The organism is Blattabacterium sp. DPU, from assembly GCF_011290385.1.
GTDB lineage: Bacteria > Bacteroidota > Bacteroidia > Flavobacteriales > Blattabacteriaceae > Blattabacterium.
The window spans coordinates 200,317-217,649 of record NZ_CP049785.1; the positions used below are offsets into that span (position 1 = coordinate 200,317).

Sequence of the window (17,333 nt, forward strand, 5' to 3'; positions counted from 1 at the left end):
TTTCAGTTTGTTTTTTAGAATCTTTGGAATCTTTTATTTGAATTTTTTCAGTTTGTTTTTTAGAATCTTTGGAATCTTTTATTTGAATTTTTTCAGTTTGATCTAACAATTCTATTGAACTTAACCAAAGTTCAATAGATTTATTTTTATCATAAAAAACTCCAGGTTCAGGTTTTTGACGGTATACTTTTGCATTTATATCAGGATTTGTGATTGTGTGATCATAGTAAAAATTAATAACATGAAATAATTGATTTTTAAAAATGCGAGTTGCGGAATGTAATGACATTCCAATAACATTAGGTACCACTACCAAATTATTTTTTTCATATTTTTTTCCAATAATCAAAGTGATTCCTTCTTGATTAGAAGTAAATTTGTATCCAGGTTGAATAGATTTATTTTTATATAAAACTTTTAAAACAGTGTTTTTATCTATATCATTAATATATCTGATTTCTTTAACAAAAATATGATTAGCATGAAGCAATTTTATAGCCATTCGTTTATCTTTATTTATGATATTAGGTAAAACAGATTGAGATGATTTAGAATTAACTTGTATATATATATGTCTTCCTTCTTTTACATGACCTCCCGATTCTGGAGAAAAGGAAATGATTTGATTAATTTTAAAATTAGGATCATAATGGGATGTATCTATCTCATATTTCAGCCCTAATTTTTTTAAAACAGATATAGATTTATGTATAGTAAAACCTTTTAAATCAGGGACTACAACATAAGATCCATGTTTCGTATAAACATCTACCCATTTCAATGCCAATTGAGCTATTTTATATAATATCAATATAGCAATTAAAAAATTAATGATGAATATTGCAAAATATTTCATAAAAAATATTTAAATAAAAATGTTTTTATATTAAAATTAAAAATAAATAATGAAAAAAATAGCTGTTATTATGGGGGGATATTCAAAAGAATCTCTTATTTCAATACAAAGTGGAAAAGTTGTTTATGAAAATTTATGTAGAAAAGAATTTGATCCTTATAGGATATATCTTCTTAAAGAGAAATGGTTTTTGAAAAATGATGAAAATAAAGAATATTCTATAAATAAACAAGATTTTACTATTTTTGGTGGAATGAAAGGACTAAAATTTGACTGTATATTTAATGCTATACATGGTACTCCAGGAGAAGATGGAATATTACAAGCTTATTTTGAACTACTAAAAATACCTTATACAGGATGTAATTTTCATCATGCTAATGTTACTTTTAATAAAAAATATTGTTTAACTTTATTGAAGCATTTTGGCATTAATACAGCTGAATCTTTTTTTTTAAACAAGAATCAGGTTTTTTGTACAAAAAAAATTATAGATAAAGTAGGGCTTCCTTGTTTTGTAAAACCCAATAGATCTGGATCTAGTTTAGGAATAAGTAAGGTTTATAAAGAAAAAGATTTGGATCATGCAATACAAAAAGCTTTTTTAGAAGATGAAGAAATTATTGTGGAATCTTATCTTGAAGGAAGAGAAGTATCCGTTGGCGTTTTTTCATTTAAAAATGAAGTCATTGTTTTACCAATAACAGAAATAATTAGTCAAAATGATTTTTTTGATTTTGAATCAAAATATTCCGGAAAATCTAAAGAAATCACTCCGGCAAAATTTGATCCAAATATAGAGAATAAAATACGAAAAATAGCAATGAAAGTATATAAGTTTCTTAATTTATCAGGAATATCTAGATCGGAATATATCATTGTAAATGAAGAACCCTTTTTTTTAGAAATAAACACAATTCCAGGTTTTTCAGAAGAAAGTATTTTTCCAAAACAATTGAAAGCAATTGGAATGTCTTTATCCGAAGTATTTAAAGATTCCATATTTACTTCTATTGATAAAATGAAAAAATAAAAATTTTATAATTTACAATTGCATTTTTTTTTGCAAAAATTTTTTTTATATAAGAAAAAATGCAATAATTTTTTAAATAAACAAAAAATTGAATATAAAAAAAATAAACTTATTATAATGTATTGCCACATAATATTTTAAATGTTTGATATGTTAATAATGAAGCTATATAAGCTAAAAAAGTCATAAAAATAAATTGTAATATTGGCCATTTCCAAGATTTTGTTTCTTTTTTTATTATAGATAAAGTGCTCATACATTGCATAGAAAATGCATAAAAAAACAGTAGAGAAATTCCCGTTGCTAAATTATAAATCGGTTTTTTAGTTTTATAGTATATCTCTTTTTTCATTTTTTCTTTTAAAAAATTTTCTTTTTTTTCTATGTTATATACAGAAGCCATGGTACTAACAAAGACTTCTCGTGCTACAAGAGAAGATAGCAATCCTATTCCGATTTTCCAATCGTATCCTAATGGATGAATTATAGGTTCCATTTTTTTTCCTAATAAACCTAAATAAGAGTTAGGTAATTCTTTTTTTTGTATATTGAGTATGTTTATTTTTGATGAATTTTTTGAAGGACCAAAAGTTCCTAAAACCCAAATCAATATATTAATTAGTAAAATCATTTTTCCTGCATTGATAATAAATGATTTAAGATTGATCCATAAAGTAATCAATACATTTTTTAACATAGGAATTTTGTAAGTAGGAATTTCCATTATAAGATGACTTTTATAATTTTTCTTTAAAAATTGATGTAAAATTATTGATACACTTAAAGCAGATATAACGCCTAAAATATACATAGCCAAAAGAATTATTCCTCTTAATTGAATGAAATACCATTTTTTATCTGGTATAATTAAAGATATAATTAGAGTATAAATAGGTAATCTTGCAGAACAGGTCATAAAAGGAGTTACTAAAATAGTAATTAAACGATCTCTAGGATTATCTATATGTCTAGCGGATATAATTGCGGGAATAGCGCAAGCTATACCAGAAATAAGAGGAACTACACTTTTTCCATTTAAACCAAAAGGTCGCATAATTCTATCCATTAGAAATATCACTCTGCTTATGTATCCACTTTCTTCCATTATAAGAAGAAAAAATAATAGAATAAAAATTTGTGGAATAAAAGAAATAATAACACTAATTGCTGGTAATATTCCTTCCAGAAAAAAATTATTTAAAGGCCCAGGATAAACATTATAAAATTTTTTTTGTATAAAATAAAAAAAAAATTCTATAAATCGTTTTGGTATTTCAGACCATAAAAAAATACATTGAAAAATGAAAAATAGAAAAAATATAAAAATGAAATAACCCCAAAAAGGATGTACAAGTAGATAATTATCTATTTTTTTAGAAAATTCTAAATGTTTTTTTTCTTTTTCAGAAATAAATTCTGAAACTGTTTTAGAGCAAATTTTTTTTATTTCTTCATATCTATCTAATGTTTCCTTAATTTGTAATCTTTTTGATATAATGTTGTATTTTTTTTTTATTTTATTTAAAAAATAGTCTTCTATTAAAAATTTTCTATTATAGGCTAAATAATACCAAGCTTTATAAGTATTTATTTTGTAATTATTTTTTACATCATTAATAGCAAGAGAATAACGGATTCCTGGATTGAAAAAATAGGTTTTTTTCGTTTTTTTTAAGTTTTTTATTTTTATTTTAATTTTATTTAACCCAATTCCTTTTCTTGCATTGATTAACACAATCTCTGTTAAAAGAAATTTTTTTAATTCTTCTATGTTAATGGATATTCCTTTTTTTTTTGCTTCATCTAGCATATTTAATACAAAAAGAACAGGAAATCCTAAATCTTGTACTTGTCTAAGTAAAAGAAGACTTTTTTTTATATTGGAAGAATCTGCTACAACCATAATTTTATCTGGATAATCTAAATCATTGATATTGTTTAGTAGTTTACAAACTACTTCTTCATCTTCAGATGAAGGATATATACTATAAGTACCAGGAAGATCTATAATTTGATAGTGTGTATTTTCATGATAAAAATATCCTATTTTTTTGTCGACTGTTACACCTATATAATTTCCTACTTTTTGATTAAGTCCAGTTAATTTATTAAATAAAGAAGTTTTTCCTACATTTGGATTTCCAACCAGAGCTAATTTAATTTTTTGCATTATTAAATAAGTTCTATTATAATGTTTTCAGCTTCTTTTTTTCGTAAAGCTAAACAAGATTGATCATATCTTATACATAATGGATCATAAAAAATGGAAACAAAAAGTATTTCAAATTTTACTCCAGGTAAAACTCCTAATTCTAACAATTTTATGGGAAAATTATCATTTTTATATCCTTTAATTATTCCTTTTTCTCCTTTTTTAAGATTAGATAAATTCAAAATATATTTTTATTTTATAATAAAGGTTTAAATTTATCTTTTTTATTTTTATTTAGAAATCTATAGGAATGTCATCAATTTTAATTAGATCTATACAATTGTTACTTAGTATTTCTATATTAGTTATCATTCATGAATTAGGTCATTTTATTATAGCTCAGATATTTAAAGTTAGAGTGGAAAGATTTTTTCTATTTTTTGACCCTTGGTTTTCTATCTTAAAAAAAAAGATAGGACACACTATTTATGGAATCGGTTGGTTGCCTTTAGGAGGATATGTCAAAATATCTGGAATGATAATGGATGATAAAAATATTTCATCAAAAAATACAATTAATAATTGGGAATTTCGTTCTAAATCAGCAATAAAAAGACTATTAATTATTTCTGGAGGAATATTTTTCAATATATTGTTATCTATTTTAATTTTTACTTTTTTATTATTTAAATATGGAGAAACTTATCTTCCTACAAAAAATGTTAAATATGGTATAGAAGTTGATGCTTTAGGAGAAAAAATAGGACTGAAAAATGGAGATAAAATTTTATTTGTAAACGGAAAATATATTCCCTATTTTAATGACATTCCTAAAGAAATTATTTTGGGAAATTCTATTACTGTAGATCGTATGGGGAATATTATAAAATTATCATTAAATAATAACAAAAAAAAATTTTTTTTTGATAGAAAAGAACTGAATTTTTTTATTCAACCTCGTGTCCCTCCTATAATCAATTATGTAATCAAAAATTCTAAAGCAGAAAAGTATGGATTAAGAAATAATGATGAGATATTAGCCATTAATTCTGAATTTATTCTTTTTTCTGATCAATTCAAAGATTTGTTATCAAAATATAAAAATGAAAACATATTAATGTCCATTAATAGAAATGGAAAACTTATTCAAAAAGAAATTTTTTTAGATTCAAAAGAAGTTTTGGGAATTTATTTAAAAAATTTTATAGATTTAGATCAAATTTTTTTATTTGAAAAAAAGAATTATTCTTTTTTTGAGAGTATACCACATGGTATAAAAAAAACTTGGAATGTTTTAAAAAATCAAATATTTTTTTTGAAAAATGTTTTTCATATAGAAACTAAAGCTTATAAACAAATAGGTAGTTTTTTTTCCATAGCTAAAGAGTTTCCTTCTAAATGGAATTGGGATATTTTTTGGACTTTAACTGCTACATTATCCATTTGGTTAGCTTTTTTAAATTTATTTCCTATTCCATCATTAGATGGTGGTTATATATTATTTATCATGATAGAAATGATAACAAGAAAAAAAATCAATGAAGAAATAATGGAACGTTGTACTATTTGCGGATTTATAATAATTAGTTTAATTATGATGTTTATTATTATTTGGGATATTTTCAAAGTTTTTTTTTATTGAATTTTTTCTAAAGCAATAAATATGATTTGGAGTAATTCCTATATCTAGAAATAAATCATTTTTATGTACTCTTTCAATTTTTTTTATGGGAGGGAAAATACTTAAACCTATTTTAATAACATTTTTTTTGCATAAAGTAATAAATCTATCATAAAAACCTTTTCCATAACCTATTCTATGACCTTTAAAATCAAATATTAATAAAGGAATAAATATAACTTCAATAAGAGAAATTGAAACAATAAATTTATGTCTCTGAATAGGTTCTAGAATTCCATATTTTTTCTTTGTTAAGATAGTTTTTTCATGAAAAAAACAATTTTCTATAGATAATTCCTTAAAATTAGAACAAGGAATAGTTACACATTTTCCCATTTTTAGTAAAAAATTAATTATGATAAATGTATCTACTTCTTTATATTCTCGTATAGGTAAAAAAATATGATAATATGTTTTTTCCCATATGAAAAACATTTTTTTTAAATGCAAAAAAATTTCATAACTCATTTTTATAATTTTATCTTGAGAAATAGACTTTCTCATATATAAATATTTTTTACGTAATTTTTTTTTATTCATTCTATAGAATAATCTATAAAATTTTCTAATATCTTTATTATTTCTTTTGGTTGTTCTATGTGCCCCATATGACCCGTAGGTATTGCAAAAAAATAAATTTGATTTCCGTTTCTAGTTTCTTCATAAATTTTTTGAATATCAAGAATTCGATCATATAAACCAGCTATATATAATTTTGGAAATTGAGTTGTTTTTAACAAAAATTTTCTATCTTTTCGAATAGACATTCCTTTTAAAAAGGAAATAATGCTATTAATATGAATATGCAAAGCCATTTTATTCACGAAACAAATTTCTTCTTGTAAAGAAGATAATTTTTTATTATAAAATAATTTTTTTATACTTGTGGATACAAATAATGGATAATTATTCATAGCTAATTGAATAGAACGAATACGATTTCTCTTTTTTTCAAGTGTATCTGATATCGTTGTAGAATGAAGTAAACACAAACCTAAAAACATTTCTGGATATTTTTCTGCTATAGCTAAAGCTACATATCCTCCCATAGAATGACCTACAAAAACAGCTTTTTGTACATTCTTTTTGTATACAATATTTTTTACAATTTCTGCAATTTTTTCCATTGTAAAAATGGAATCTTTTTCTAATTTTAAGCTACTTTTTCCGTGACCTGGAAGATCAATTGAAATAACTTTATATTTATTAGAAATACTATTATATATATAGTTCCATATTTCTATACTTTCCATGAATCCATGTAATAAAACTATAGGAATTCCTTTTCCTTTTATTTTAAAATTTATTTTACAAATATTAGTCATATATTATACTATTTTAATATAATGAAGTGAATCATGTTGTTAACAATAAATATTGGAAATTCCAGTCTTCGTTTTGGATTATTTAATAATAATTATAATTTGAAATGTAATTGTTCATGGATCATCAATAGTAACCCACAAAGATCGTTAGATGAATATATTTTATTATTTAGAAATATATATCAACAGTATGGCATCCTCTACAAATTTATACAAAATATAGTAATAGGATCAGTCGTTCCTACTCTTACAAAGAAAGTGGAACAATCCTTATATGAAATACATAAAATTAAACCTATTCTAGTTGATATAAATTCATCTTCTCCTATAAAACATTATTCTCATCAATTAGGCACAGATTTATATGCTAACGCTATAGCTGCATATACATTATACAAAGATCAAAATACTACTTTAGTAGTAGATTTTGGAACTGCACTAAGTTTCACCTGTATAGATAATAAATATGGTAATATTAAAGGTATTATTATTGCTCCTGGAATAAATAGTTCTTTAACCGCATTAATTGGTAATACAGCTCAATTATCTAAAATTAAATTAAAAAAACCTCCTAGTATATTAGGAAAGGATACAGAAACGTGTATTCAAAGTGGAATTATATATGGATATTTAAGCATGATTGAAGGTTTAATAAATAGAATCAATCAAGAATTGAAAACAAACTGTTTTGTTATTGCTACCGGAGGTCTTTCTCACATATATACACCTTTAACAAAAAAAATTCATATAAAAGATAAACTTCATACAATCAAAGGATTAAAGATATTATTTCATTGGAATCATTAAATATAAGTTAAAATTTGTACCATTTCTATTCTATTTTTTGAATAGATTTTTTTATTTTTTCTGACAAAATTTCAAAATTTTTTGAAGATAAAATTATTCTTTTTTTTGAAAAATTTACATCACTTTCTTTATCCATAGGAATCAAATGAATATGCACATGAGGAATTTCGAATCCCATAACAAATATGCCGACACGATTGCAAGGAATAATTCTTTCTATACCTATAGCAACTTTTCTTGTAAAAGACATAATAGAGATAAATTCTTTTTCCGATAAAGAAAAAATTTTATCTCCATTACTTTTTTTTGATATTACCAAAGTATGTCCTATTTTCATAGGATGAATATCTAAAAAGGCTAAATGATCAAAATTTTCTGCTACTTTATAAGCTATAATTTCGTTATTAATTATTTTTTGAAATATATTGTTATTCACTAAATGCTATTTCTAAAATCTCATAATCAAGTATCATTTTATTAGGCAATCTGATATGGGCAATTTGTCCTACTTGTTTTCCAAGAAGACCTGTCGATATAGGAGTATTTATGGATATTTTACCTGATTTTAAATCGGCTTCTCCTTCTGGAACTAAAGTATATATTTGTTCTCCTCCATAGGTTAAATTTTTAACTCTTACTGTAGAAAGAATAGAAACTCTAGTTCTGTTAATTTGTGATCCATCTATGATTCGTGCATTAGATCGTTTTTTTTTTAATTTAGCTATATTCATTTCTAAAAAAGCTTGAGCTTCTTTTATTGCATCGTATTCCGCATTCTCTGATAAATCTCCTTTATCTCTAGCTTCTGCTATTTGCATGGATATTTTGGGTCGTTCTATGTTTTCTAATCTTTCTATTTCTTTTTGCAATTTTTCTAATCCTTCTTTAGTTATATATTCAAATTTTTCCATAATTTTTCATTATTATTTTTTTTTATCTTTTTCATTTAATTTATTTATTAAAATGACATGTAAAGTTATATAAGTTATATGATTTTGAAATAATACACATGCTTCATCCCTAACAAAAAATATTTCATTTTTTATTTAAAAACATTAAAATTGATTGAATTAAAATTACGAATTTTTGTGTTTTTGTTTTATTTATTTTTATAACTATTCGAGTTTTAATGAAAACGATTAAAACATAGTTTATGAGGTAAATATTTTCAAATGCATATTTTGTTTCTATGAAATTTTTGATTCAATATAATTTCTATTTATCTATTCCATTCTTAAAATATCTGCTCCTAAAAGACGTAATCTTGTATCTATATTTTCATATCCTCTATCTATTTGTTCTATATTTTTAATCATACTAGTTCCTCTAGCAGAAAGTGCTGCTATAAGAAGGGATATTCCTGCTCTTATATCTGGAGAATTTAATATCGCTCCTCTAAGATAGGATTTATGATTCAGTCCTATAACAGTTGCTCTATGAGGATCACACAATATAATTTGTGCTCCCATTTCAATGAGTTTGTCTACAAAAAATAATCTACTTTCAAACATTTTTTGATGAATTAAAACACTTCCTTTAGCTTGAGTAGCTACCACCGTTAAAATACTTAATAAATCTGGAGTTAATCCAGGCCATGGCGCATCAGATATTGTTAGTATTGCGTTATTAAATGATTTTTTAATTTGGTAAGATTTTTGTGATGGAATATAAATATTATCTTCCTCTTTTTCTAATTTAATCCCCATTTTTTGAAATGTGTAAGGAACAATTCCTAAATTTTTCCAGCTAACATTTTTGATTTTAACTTCAGAACAAGTAATAGCAGCTAATCCTATCCAACTTCCTATTTCTACCATATCAGGTAATATAGTGTGGCCCCCCCCTCCTAACTCTTTTACTCCAGTTATATGAATTAAATTGGATCCTATTCCCTTAATTTTTGCCCCCATTTTGTTTAACAATTTGCATAATTGTTGAATATAAGGTTCGCAAGCGGCATTATAAATAGTTGTTTTTCCTTTAGCTAAAGTAGCCGCCATAATGACATTAGCTGTTCCCGTAACAGAAGCTTCTTCCATTAAAATATATTCTCCAATTAAATTATTTTTAGGAATACGTAAATCAAAACACTTAGATTCATTATGATAATGTATATTACTTCCCAATAATCTTAATCCTGTTAAATGAGCATCTAAACGTCGTCTTCCTATTCTATCCCCACCAGGAATAGGAATACAAACTTTTCCGAATCTAGCAAGTATAGGACCTGCAATCATAATTGATCCTCTGATCGATCTACCATATTCACGAAATCTTTTTGTATTGAAATATTCAGTGTTTATATTTTTGGCTTGAAAAGTATAATCTCCAATTCCATTTTTTTTAATAAAAACTCCTAATTCTTTAAGAATTTGCATTAAACATTTAACATCTCCTATTTCTGGAATATTCTTAATTCTTAATTTTTCTGAAGTCAATAATACGGCACATAATACCTGTAAAGATTCATTTTTAGCTCCTTGTGGTTGAATTTCTCCTTTTAAAGGTAATCCTCCTTTTATTTTGAAAGTTCCCATTATAAAGATTTATAACTAATTTTATTTCTTTTTTTTTAAAATATGAGAACATTGTAATAATGAATCTGTATTGTTCATTAAACATATCTTTCCTTTTGAAAGTTTTTTTAAATCTTCAAATATAACATCGTCTTCCACTATATTTTTATTCCATCTCAAATAGTTTTTTTTCATTGTATTAGCAATCGCATAAAATAATCCTTCTTTTTTTTTCGTATTTTTACAACGTATTGCTACATGGATCATATTTCTTATTATTTTTCCATAATATCTAAAGCTAGTTAAGTATTCAGGATACACTACTTTTTTATTATATAAACTCATTTTATAGGGTTCTCTTGGATTCGGTTTAGGAAAAGGAGTGTCAATGTCTAATTTATATTTAGACATAATAAATAATTGATTCCATAATTTATGTTGAAAATAATAAATAGACTTGTGATATTTAGGATGAATAGAGCCCGTCATTAACTTAATAATACACCATGCACAACGATTTCTTTTTTTTCTATTTTTTATTTGTATAGCATAGTCTATCATTTTATGAATATTCCTTCCATATTCTGGTATCACCAATTTGAAACGATTAGTGTTGTATTCCATAATATCTATTTTAAGTTTTATTATAATAAGATGTTTTATCTAAAGTCCAAAGAATTTTTTTTTTAAAAAAATGTTTTCTTACTTTACAAAAATGGTTTAAACAAAATGGACAATGATTCTTAGAACAAGCTTCTACGTGAACTGATAGTTCAACTTTAGATCCAAATTCATTTTTAGTTAATTGAGTTAACTTTTTTACTTCTTGATTGGCTTTTTTTATATTGAAAAACCATGGAACAATTAGATGACAATCTATATGTAAAGCACTTCCATATTTAATAATTTTTAAATGGTGAAGATCGATCCAATGAACATCTCTTTTTTCATTTAGAGAAAATGACAATTTTATTAAAAGTTTTTTGTCAGATTCATCCATAATTCCAGCTGTAGCTTTTCTTAATAATTTGAATCCTGTATACAAAATTACGGATGAAAAAATAATAGAAATAATAGGATCTATCCATGTACATTTGGTAATATTTAATAAAATTAATCCTATAACTATACCAAAAGTGGAATAAGTATCTATTTGAAGGTGCTTTCCACTAGCTATTAATGTTAAAGCTTTATTTTTCTGTCCTATATTACAGGCTAATAATCCTAAAAAATAGTTAATAATTCCGGTAAAAGACATCAAAAATACACCATAATCTAATTTGGATAAATTAATTTTATGTATATTATATTTAATACGTATAAAAGTATTTATAAAAATAGTAATTCCTACTATAGAAATTATAACTCCTTCTATAGCTGTTGATATAAATTCTACTTTACCATGTCCATATGGATGATTTTGATCTTTAGGTAAAGATGATATATAAAGACTACATAATCCAACAAGTCCACTAATGATATTAGTCAAACTTTCCATAGCATCACTAAATATTGAAAGGGAAGAAGTAATCCGCCAAGTAATCAATTTTATGAAAAAGAAAATAATTGCCACAAAAAAAATTATTTTTTGAAAATAAAAGTTTAATTTAATTTTTTTTGAATCATTCATAAATTGTTTTTATGAGTAAATAATAAGTTTTTTCAATTTCAATAAAATTCTTTTTTCTCCATATTTTTTAAATTTTATTAAAGCTATTTGATTTTTATTTTGCAATTCTACAATGATTCCTAATCCAAAATCTTTATGAAAAACTTTTACTCCTTTTTTAATTTCTAAATATTTAGAATCTTTATTTTCATAATTAAAATGATTCAAATAATGAATTTTATCTTTTTCTTTTTCTGATATATATTTATGATTTTCTAAGTCAACAAAATTTGTATTAATTTCGTCAATGAAACGACTGGGACTATTTTTTTTTTTCTCACCCCATATAAATCTATATTTTGTGTAAGTGAGTATTGCTTTTTTTTGAGCTCGAGTTAAAGCTACATAAAATAAACGACGTTCTTCCTCCATTTTAAACTGATTTTCTAAACTTGATTTTGATGGAAACAAATTTTCTTCTAATCCTGCAATAAAAACAATGGAAAATTCTAATCCTTTTGATAAATGAACAGTCATTAATGAAACTTTATTTTTTTCATGATTAATATTTTCATTTTTTTCTAAATAAAAAGATTGTAAAAAACCAATAAGACTTGTATCTCCATTATTTTTTAATTCTTTTTGTTCTTTGACATATTGAAATATATTATCAAGTATAGATTTAAAATCTTCATGACTATAATTTTTCGAGTTTTCTTTTAACAAAAAATTTTCCACATTTTTTGCTATTATATATGCATTCTCTTGTATTATATGAATATGTAACTTTTTTATTGTATTAATTAAATTTATAAATCTATTTTTTGTTTTATTGTTTATTTTTAATAAAGATTGATAATTTTCAATATTTTCTATTATATTAGAAACTGTAATCTTTTTTTTTTTAGATAAACATAATATGTTTTTTCCTATTTTTGGATTTCCTCTTTTTATAATACGGAGTAAGGATTCTTGATCATTTGGATTGACGATAACTCTAAGATAAGCTAAAAAATCTCGAATTTCTTTTCTATTTTCAAATGAAATCGATCCATATATATGATATGGAATATTTTTTTTTTTAAGTGAATATTCAATAATATTTGATTGTATATTTGCTCTGTAAAGAATTGCAAAATTTTCAAATTGAAAATTTGTTTTCTTTTTTATTGAAAGAATAGAAGAAGCGATATATTGAGCTTCTTCTACCTCAGTAGTAGCACTATATATTTTTATTTTCTCTCCTTTTTCATTATTGGTCCATATTTTTTTATAGATCTGATTTTTATTAAAAGAAATAATGTTATTAGAGGCTTGTACTATATGATTAGTGGAACGATAATTTTGATCAAGACGAAAAGTTATAGCGTTTTTATAATCAAGATGAAAATTTAAAATGTTTGATATATTAGCTCCACGAAAAGCATAAATACTTTGAGCGTCATCTCCTACTACAAAAAGATTTTTGTGTTTATAAACTAAATTTTTTATAATAGTATATTGGGATAAATTGGTATCTTGATATTCGTCAACTAATACGTATTTAAATTTTTTTTGATATTTTTCTAGAATATTTGGAAAATAAAGAAATAAATAATTGGTATAAAGTAATATATCATCAAAATCCAACGCATTTGCTTGAAAACAACGCTCTGTATAAGAATCATAAATTTTAGTAAAAAATTTTGATTTTTTATTTATTGATTTTTTTTTATTTAAAAAGTATAAATTATTTTTATATTCGGAAATTTTTTTTATTGTTTCTTTATAATTCATAGATATATCCATACTTATATCTTTGAATATTTGTTTTATTATGTTTTCTGAATCTTTACGATCATAAATGGTATAATTAGATTTTAATCCTAACCAATGAGATTCTTTTCTTAGAATGTTTGAAAATATAGAATGAAAAGTTCCCAATGTTATTTGATCAAAATCTGTTTGATTCATTAACATACTCAAAATACGACATTTCATTTCTTTAGCTGCTTTTTTCGTAAAAGTAAGAGCCAATATATTATAAGGAGATATTCCTATATTTTTAATCATATGCACAATACGATGTGTAATAACACGAGTTTTTCCTGATCCTGCTCCAGCAAGAACTAATATAGGACCATTCATGTTCTCTATTATCTTACGTTGATTATTATTTAGAGAATTCATATATACTCATTTTTTTTTGTAGTATTCAAAAAAAATATTTTTTGTCTCATTTAAAAAATTAGGATGTTTTTTGAAAAAAACATTAGCAATTGGAAAAACTTCTTTTATTAATTTATAATCCTTTATCAGATTTATAATACGAAAACAATTTTTTCCACTTTGTTGTGTACCTATTAAATCTCCACATCCACGTAATTTTAGATCTTCTTTAGCTATTTCTAGTCCTTTATTTGTTTCACACATTTTTTTAATTCTAAGAAAACTTTCTTTGCTAATTTTATAATCAGTAATAAGAATACAATAACTTTGATGAATTCCTCTTCCTACTCTTCCTCTTAACTGATGCAATTGAGATAATCCGAAAAAATCTGCATTTTCTATTAAAATAACTGATGCATTAGGAACGTTAACACCTACTTCTATAACTGTGGTTGCTATTAAAATTTTAGTTTTTCCACGTAAAAATCGGTTAATTTGTATATTTTTTTCTTGAAAATTCATTTCACCATGCAAAATTCCAATTTCATTTTTAAAATCTTTAAATTTATCTCTGATTTCTTGATATCCTTTCATTAAATTTTTATACTTTATAGAAGTATTTATAGTGGGATATATTACATAAATTTGACGACCTCTTAAAATTTGATTTTTTATTATTTGAAAAGCTTGATCTCGGTTATTGTTCCAATAATGAATAGTTTTAATAGGCTTTCTTCCTGAAGGTAATTCTTTTATAATCGAAATATTTAAATCATGATAAATAATTTTAGCTAAAGTTCTAGGAATAGGAGTCGCTGTCATAATCAAAATATGAGGAGTTTTATCATCTTTTTTCCAAATTTTATCTCTTTGTTCTACTCCAAAACGTTGTTCTTCATCTATTATCGCTAATCCAAGATTTTGAAATTGAACTTTTTCTTGAATTAAGGAATGAGTTCCTATTACAATCGAAATTTTTCCTGTCAATATTCCATGATATATTGATTTACGTTTAGAATCAGAAATAGAACTTGTTAATAAGGCTATTTTGATTCCAATTTTTGTAAACATTTTACTTATAGAATAATAATGTTGTATGGCTAAAACTTCAGTAGGGGCCATCAAACAAGATTGAAATCCATTATCTAAAGCTACAAGCATTGACAACATAGCTATGATCGTTTTCCCACTCCCTACTTCTCCTTGTAATAATCTATTCATTTGAATAGGTTTTTTCAAATCATTCCATATTTCTTTAAAGACTTTTTTTTGTTCTACTGTTAGAGTAAAAGGGATAAAATATTTGTAAAAATTATGAAAATAATGACCTATCCTTGTAAAAGGATTACTATTTGTTTCTTTTTTCTTGCATAATAAAAATAATTTTAATAGGAATAACTCTTCAAATTTTAAAGAATGTTGTGCTTGTAATAAAGAATTTAAAGATTCTGGAAAATGAATTTGAATTAAAGCTTTTTTCCTTGACATTAGTTTTTTTTTAAGAAAACTATGAAAAAAAAATTCGTTTATGTCATTTTTTAATTCTTCTATAAGATTTTGTAATAAATCAATCATAAAAAAATTATTGATTCCTTTTTTTTTTAAATTTTTAGGAATAGGATATATAGGAAATATAGAATAATTCATTCTTGATAAATGGAATTCCTTAATATTGGGATGAATGATTTGTATTTTTTCTTGAAAATATTTAACTACGCCATATACTATTACTGGAATATTTCTTGTAATATTTTTTGTGAAATTATTTTTTTGAAACCAAACTAACTCAATAACACCTGTTGTATCTTCCAAATACGCTATTAACATTTTTCCTTTTTTATTTTTATAATTTATTTCTTCAACTTGAGTTATTTTACCTAATATCTGTACTAAATTATTATTTAGATTATTGTTTGATAATTCTGATATATTTTTCAATATATGTAAATACTTATATCCTTTAGGATAAAAAAGAAGTAAATCTTCATATGTATAAAGATTTAATTCCATATTCAGTAAATATGATTTTTTAAAATTTAATCCTTTTAAATATTTTATAGATTTTTTTAGAATACTAGAGGACATAAAAAAGTAAATTATAATCCATTATATATCAAAAAATACTTAATTTTGTTTGATTTAAAAGGACATTTAGCTCAGCAGGTTTAGAGCACTACTTTGACAGAGTAGAGGGCATCGGTTCAAATCCGATAGTGTCCACTAAAATTTATTAAGTTTTTATGATTTTAATTACCACTGTTAGAGAAGGAGAATCAATTGATAAAGCTTTAAAAAAATGCAAAAAAAAATTTGATAAAACTCGTATTTTGAAAGAGTTTAGAGAAAAGCAACAATATATAAAACGTTCTGAAGGAAGAAGAAATGAAATATTAAGAGCAAAATATAGGGAACTTATGAAATTGAAAAAAGAAGAATAGATTTCATATTTTATGACATATGATAACCCCATAATTTATGGACTAATAGGAAAAAATATTCAATATTCTTTTTCTAGAAAATTTTTTTTAGAAAAATTTGAAAAAGAATCTATCATCAACGTAGATTATAAAATATTTGATCTTCCAAAAATAGAAGATATTCCATGTATATTTCAAAATCCTTATTTGAAAGGATGTAATGTTACAATCCCTTACAAAACAAGTATTATTCCTTTTTTAAATGAGATCACGTCTGAAGCAAAATATATAGGATCTGTGAATGTTATAAAAATAAACAATAAATGTAAAATGGGTTTTAATACAGATGTTTTAGGCTTTGAAAATTCTTTTAAAAAAAATTTAAATCAATTTACAAATAAAAAAAATTTAAAAGCATTAATTTTAGGAACTGGAAGTGTTTCTAAAACAATTTCATTTGTTTTAAATAAATTACAAATTCCATATCAATATGTTTCTAGAAAAAAAAATATAGGTTTTTTGTCATATGAAGATATCAATAAAAATTTATTGGAAGAATATAAGATTATCATCAATTCTACTCCTGTAGGAACATATCCTAATGTAAATTTATGTCCATCTTTACCTTATCGATATATTTCTAATGAACATTATTTCTATGATTTAGTTTACAATCCTAATAAAACTTTATTTCTAAAGAAGGCAGAAGAAAAAGGTGCATTTATAAAAAATGGATTAGAAATGTTATATCTTCAAGCTGAAGAATCTTGGAAGATATGGCAAATATAA

The 17,333-nt window shown here is 23.7% G+C and carries 17 protein-coding genes and 1 tRNA gene; 6 read left to right on the top strand and 12 right to left on the bottom strand.

Annotation, left to right across the window (positions count from 1 at the left end; translation table 11 throughout):
• On the bottom strand, positions 1 to 856 hold an 856-nt coding region (locus G9C01_RS00930), incomplete at its 3' end, for a PASTA domain-containing protein (protein ID WP_371807690.1).
• Positions 857 to 905: 49 nt separating this feature from the next.
• Here G9C01_RS00930 and G9C01_RS00935 point away from each other — a divergent pair.
• Positions 906 to 1,889, top strand: coding sequence for a D-alanine--D-alanine ligase (locus G9C01_RS00935; protein ID WP_166265242.1), 984 nt, complete (start codon positions 906 to 908; stop codon positions 1,887 to 1,889).
• 112 nt (positions 1,890 to 2,001) lie between these two features.
• Here G9C01_RS00935 and feoB read toward each other — a convergent pair whose 3' ends face one another.
• On the bottom strand, positions 2,002 to 4,059 hold the full coding sequence (feoB, locus tag G9C01_RS00940; RefSeq protein ID WP_166265245.1) for a ferrous iron transport protein B: 2,058 nt from the start codon (positions 4,057 to 4,059) through the stop codon (positions 2,002 to 2,004).
• 2 nt (positions 4,060 to 4,061) lie between these two features.
• Positions 4,062 to 4,283 (bottom strand): FeoA family protein, encoded by a 222-nt coding sequence (locus G9C01_RS00945; protein WP_166265248.1) that lies wholly within the window; start codon positions 4,281 to 4,283, stop codon positions 4,062 to 4,064.
• Positions 4,284 to 4,351: 68 nt separating this feature from the next.
• On the opposite strand from G9C01_RS00945, the gene rseP reads away from it, so the two are divergent.
• Complete coding sequence (rseP, locus tag G9C01_RS00950) at positions 4,352 to 5,683, top strand: RIP metalloprotease RseP (RefSeq protein ID WP_166265251.1); 1,332 nt, start codon at positions 4,352 to 4,354, stop codon at positions 5,681 to 5,683.
• On the opposite strand, the gene G9C01_RS00955 is transcribed toward rseP, so the two are convergent.
• Together G9C01_RS00955 and G9C01_RS00960 are read right to left on the bottom strand one after the other, a co-directional pair.
• Positions 5,630 to 6,226: a 5-formyltetrahydrofolate cyclo-ligase gene (locus G9C01_RS00955; protein WP_242673953.1), complete on the bottom strand. Its 597-nt coding sequence runs from the start codon at positions 6,224 to 6,226 to the stop codon at positions 5,630 to 5,632. The genes rseP and G9C01_RS00955 overlap by 54 nt on opposite strands.
• 32 nt (positions 6,227 to 6,258) lie before the next feature.
• The gene (locus tag G9C01_RS00960; RefSeq protein ID WP_166265257.1) at positions 6,259 to 7,047 is read right to left on the bottom strand and encodes an alpha/beta fold hydrolase; all 789 of its coding nucleotides are present in this window, start codon (positions 7,045 to 7,047) and stop codon (positions 6,259 to 6,261) included.
• Positions 7,048 to 7,080: 33 nt separating this feature from the next.
• Between G9C01_RS00960 and G9C01_RS00965 the strand changes: the two genes are divergently transcribed.
• Positions 7,081 to 7,854, top strand: a complete 774-nt coding sequence (locus G9C01_RS00965; RefSeq protein ID WP_207573366.1) for a type III pantothenate kinase — start codon at positions 7,081 to 7,083, stop codon at positions 7,852 to 7,854.
• A 25-nt stretch (positions 7,855 to 7,879) separates the two neighbouring features.
• Here G9C01_RS00965 and G9C01_RS00970 read toward each other — a convergent pair whose 3' ends face one another.
• The 7 genes from G9C01_RS00970 to recG all read right to left on the bottom strand — a co-directional run bounded on the left by G9C01_RS00970 (position 7,880) and on the right by recG (position 16,212).
• Positions 7,880 to 8,290, bottom strand: a complete 411-nt coding sequence (locus G9C01_RS00970; protein ID WP_166265260.1) for an HIT family protein — start codon at positions 8,288 to 8,290, stop codon at positions 7,880 to 7,882.
• Positions 8,283 to 8,765: a transcription elongation factor GreA gene (gene greA, locus G9C01_RS00975; protein ID WP_166265263.1), complete on the bottom strand. Its 483-nt coding sequence runs from the start codon at positions 8,763 to 8,765 to the stop codon at positions 8,283 to 8,285. The genes G9C01_RS00970 and greA overlap by 8 nt, the downstream gene beginning before the upstream one ends.
• Before the next feature lie 312 nt (positions 8,766 to 9,077).
• Positions 9,078 to 10,391 (bottom strand): UDP-N-acetylglucosamine 1-carboxyvinyltransferase, encoded by a 1,314-nt coding sequence (gene murA / locus G9C01_RS00980; RefSeq protein WP_207573367.1) that lies wholly within the window; start codon positions 10,389 to 10,391, stop codon positions 9,078 to 9,080.
• Positions 10,392 to 10,412: 21 nt separating this feature from the next.
• Entirely contained in the window at positions 10,413 to 10,994 is a 582-nt protein-coding gene (locus G9C01_RS00985) for a DUF4290 domain-containing protein (RefSeq protein WP_166265266.1), read from the bottom strand.
• Between the two features lie 10 nt (positions 10,995 to 11,004).
• A complete protein-coding gene (locus tag G9C01_RS00990; RefSeq protein WP_371807691.1) occupies positions 11,005 to 11,943 on the bottom strand; it encodes a cation diffusion facilitator family transporter in 939 nt (312 codons plus the stop codon).
• Between the two features lie 66 nt (positions 11,944 to 12,009).
• On the bottom strand, positions 12,010 to 14,148 hold the full coding sequence (locus tag G9C01_RS00995; protein WP_166265272.1) for an ATP-dependent helicase: 2,139 nt from the start codon (positions 14,146 to 14,148) through the stop codon (positions 12,010 to 12,012).
• Positions 14,149 to 14,154: 6 nt separating this feature from the next.
• Positions 14,155 to 16,212 (bottom strand): ATP-dependent DNA helicase RecG, encoded by a 2,058-nt coding sequence (gene recG / locus G9C01_RS01000; protein WP_166265275.1) that lies wholly within the window; start codon positions 16,210 to 16,212, stop codon positions 14,155 to 14,157.
• 60 nt (positions 16,213 to 16,272) lie between these two features.
• Here recG and G9C01_RS01005 point away from each other — a divergent pair.
• From G9C01_RS01005 to G9C01_RS01015, 3 genes are all read left to right on the top strand, one after another.
• Positions 16,273 to 16,347 (top strand) — tRNA-Val (locus G9C01_RS01005).
• A gap of 20 nt (positions 16,348 to 16,367) precedes the next feature.
• Positions 16,368 to 16,565 carry a 30S ribosomal protein S21 gene (gene rpsU / locus G9C01_RS01010; protein WP_166265278.1) on the top strand — a complete coding sequence of 66 codons (198 nt, stop codon included), beginning with the start codon at positions 16,368 to 16,370 and terminating at the stop codon, positions 16,563 to 16,565.
• A gap of 12 nt (positions 16,566 to 16,577) precedes the next feature.
• On the top strand, positions 16,578 to 17,333 hold the full coding sequence (locus G9C01_RS01015; protein WP_166265281.1) for a shikimate dehydrogenase family protein: 756 nt from the start codon (positions 16,578 to 16,580) through the stop codon (positions 17,331 to 17,333).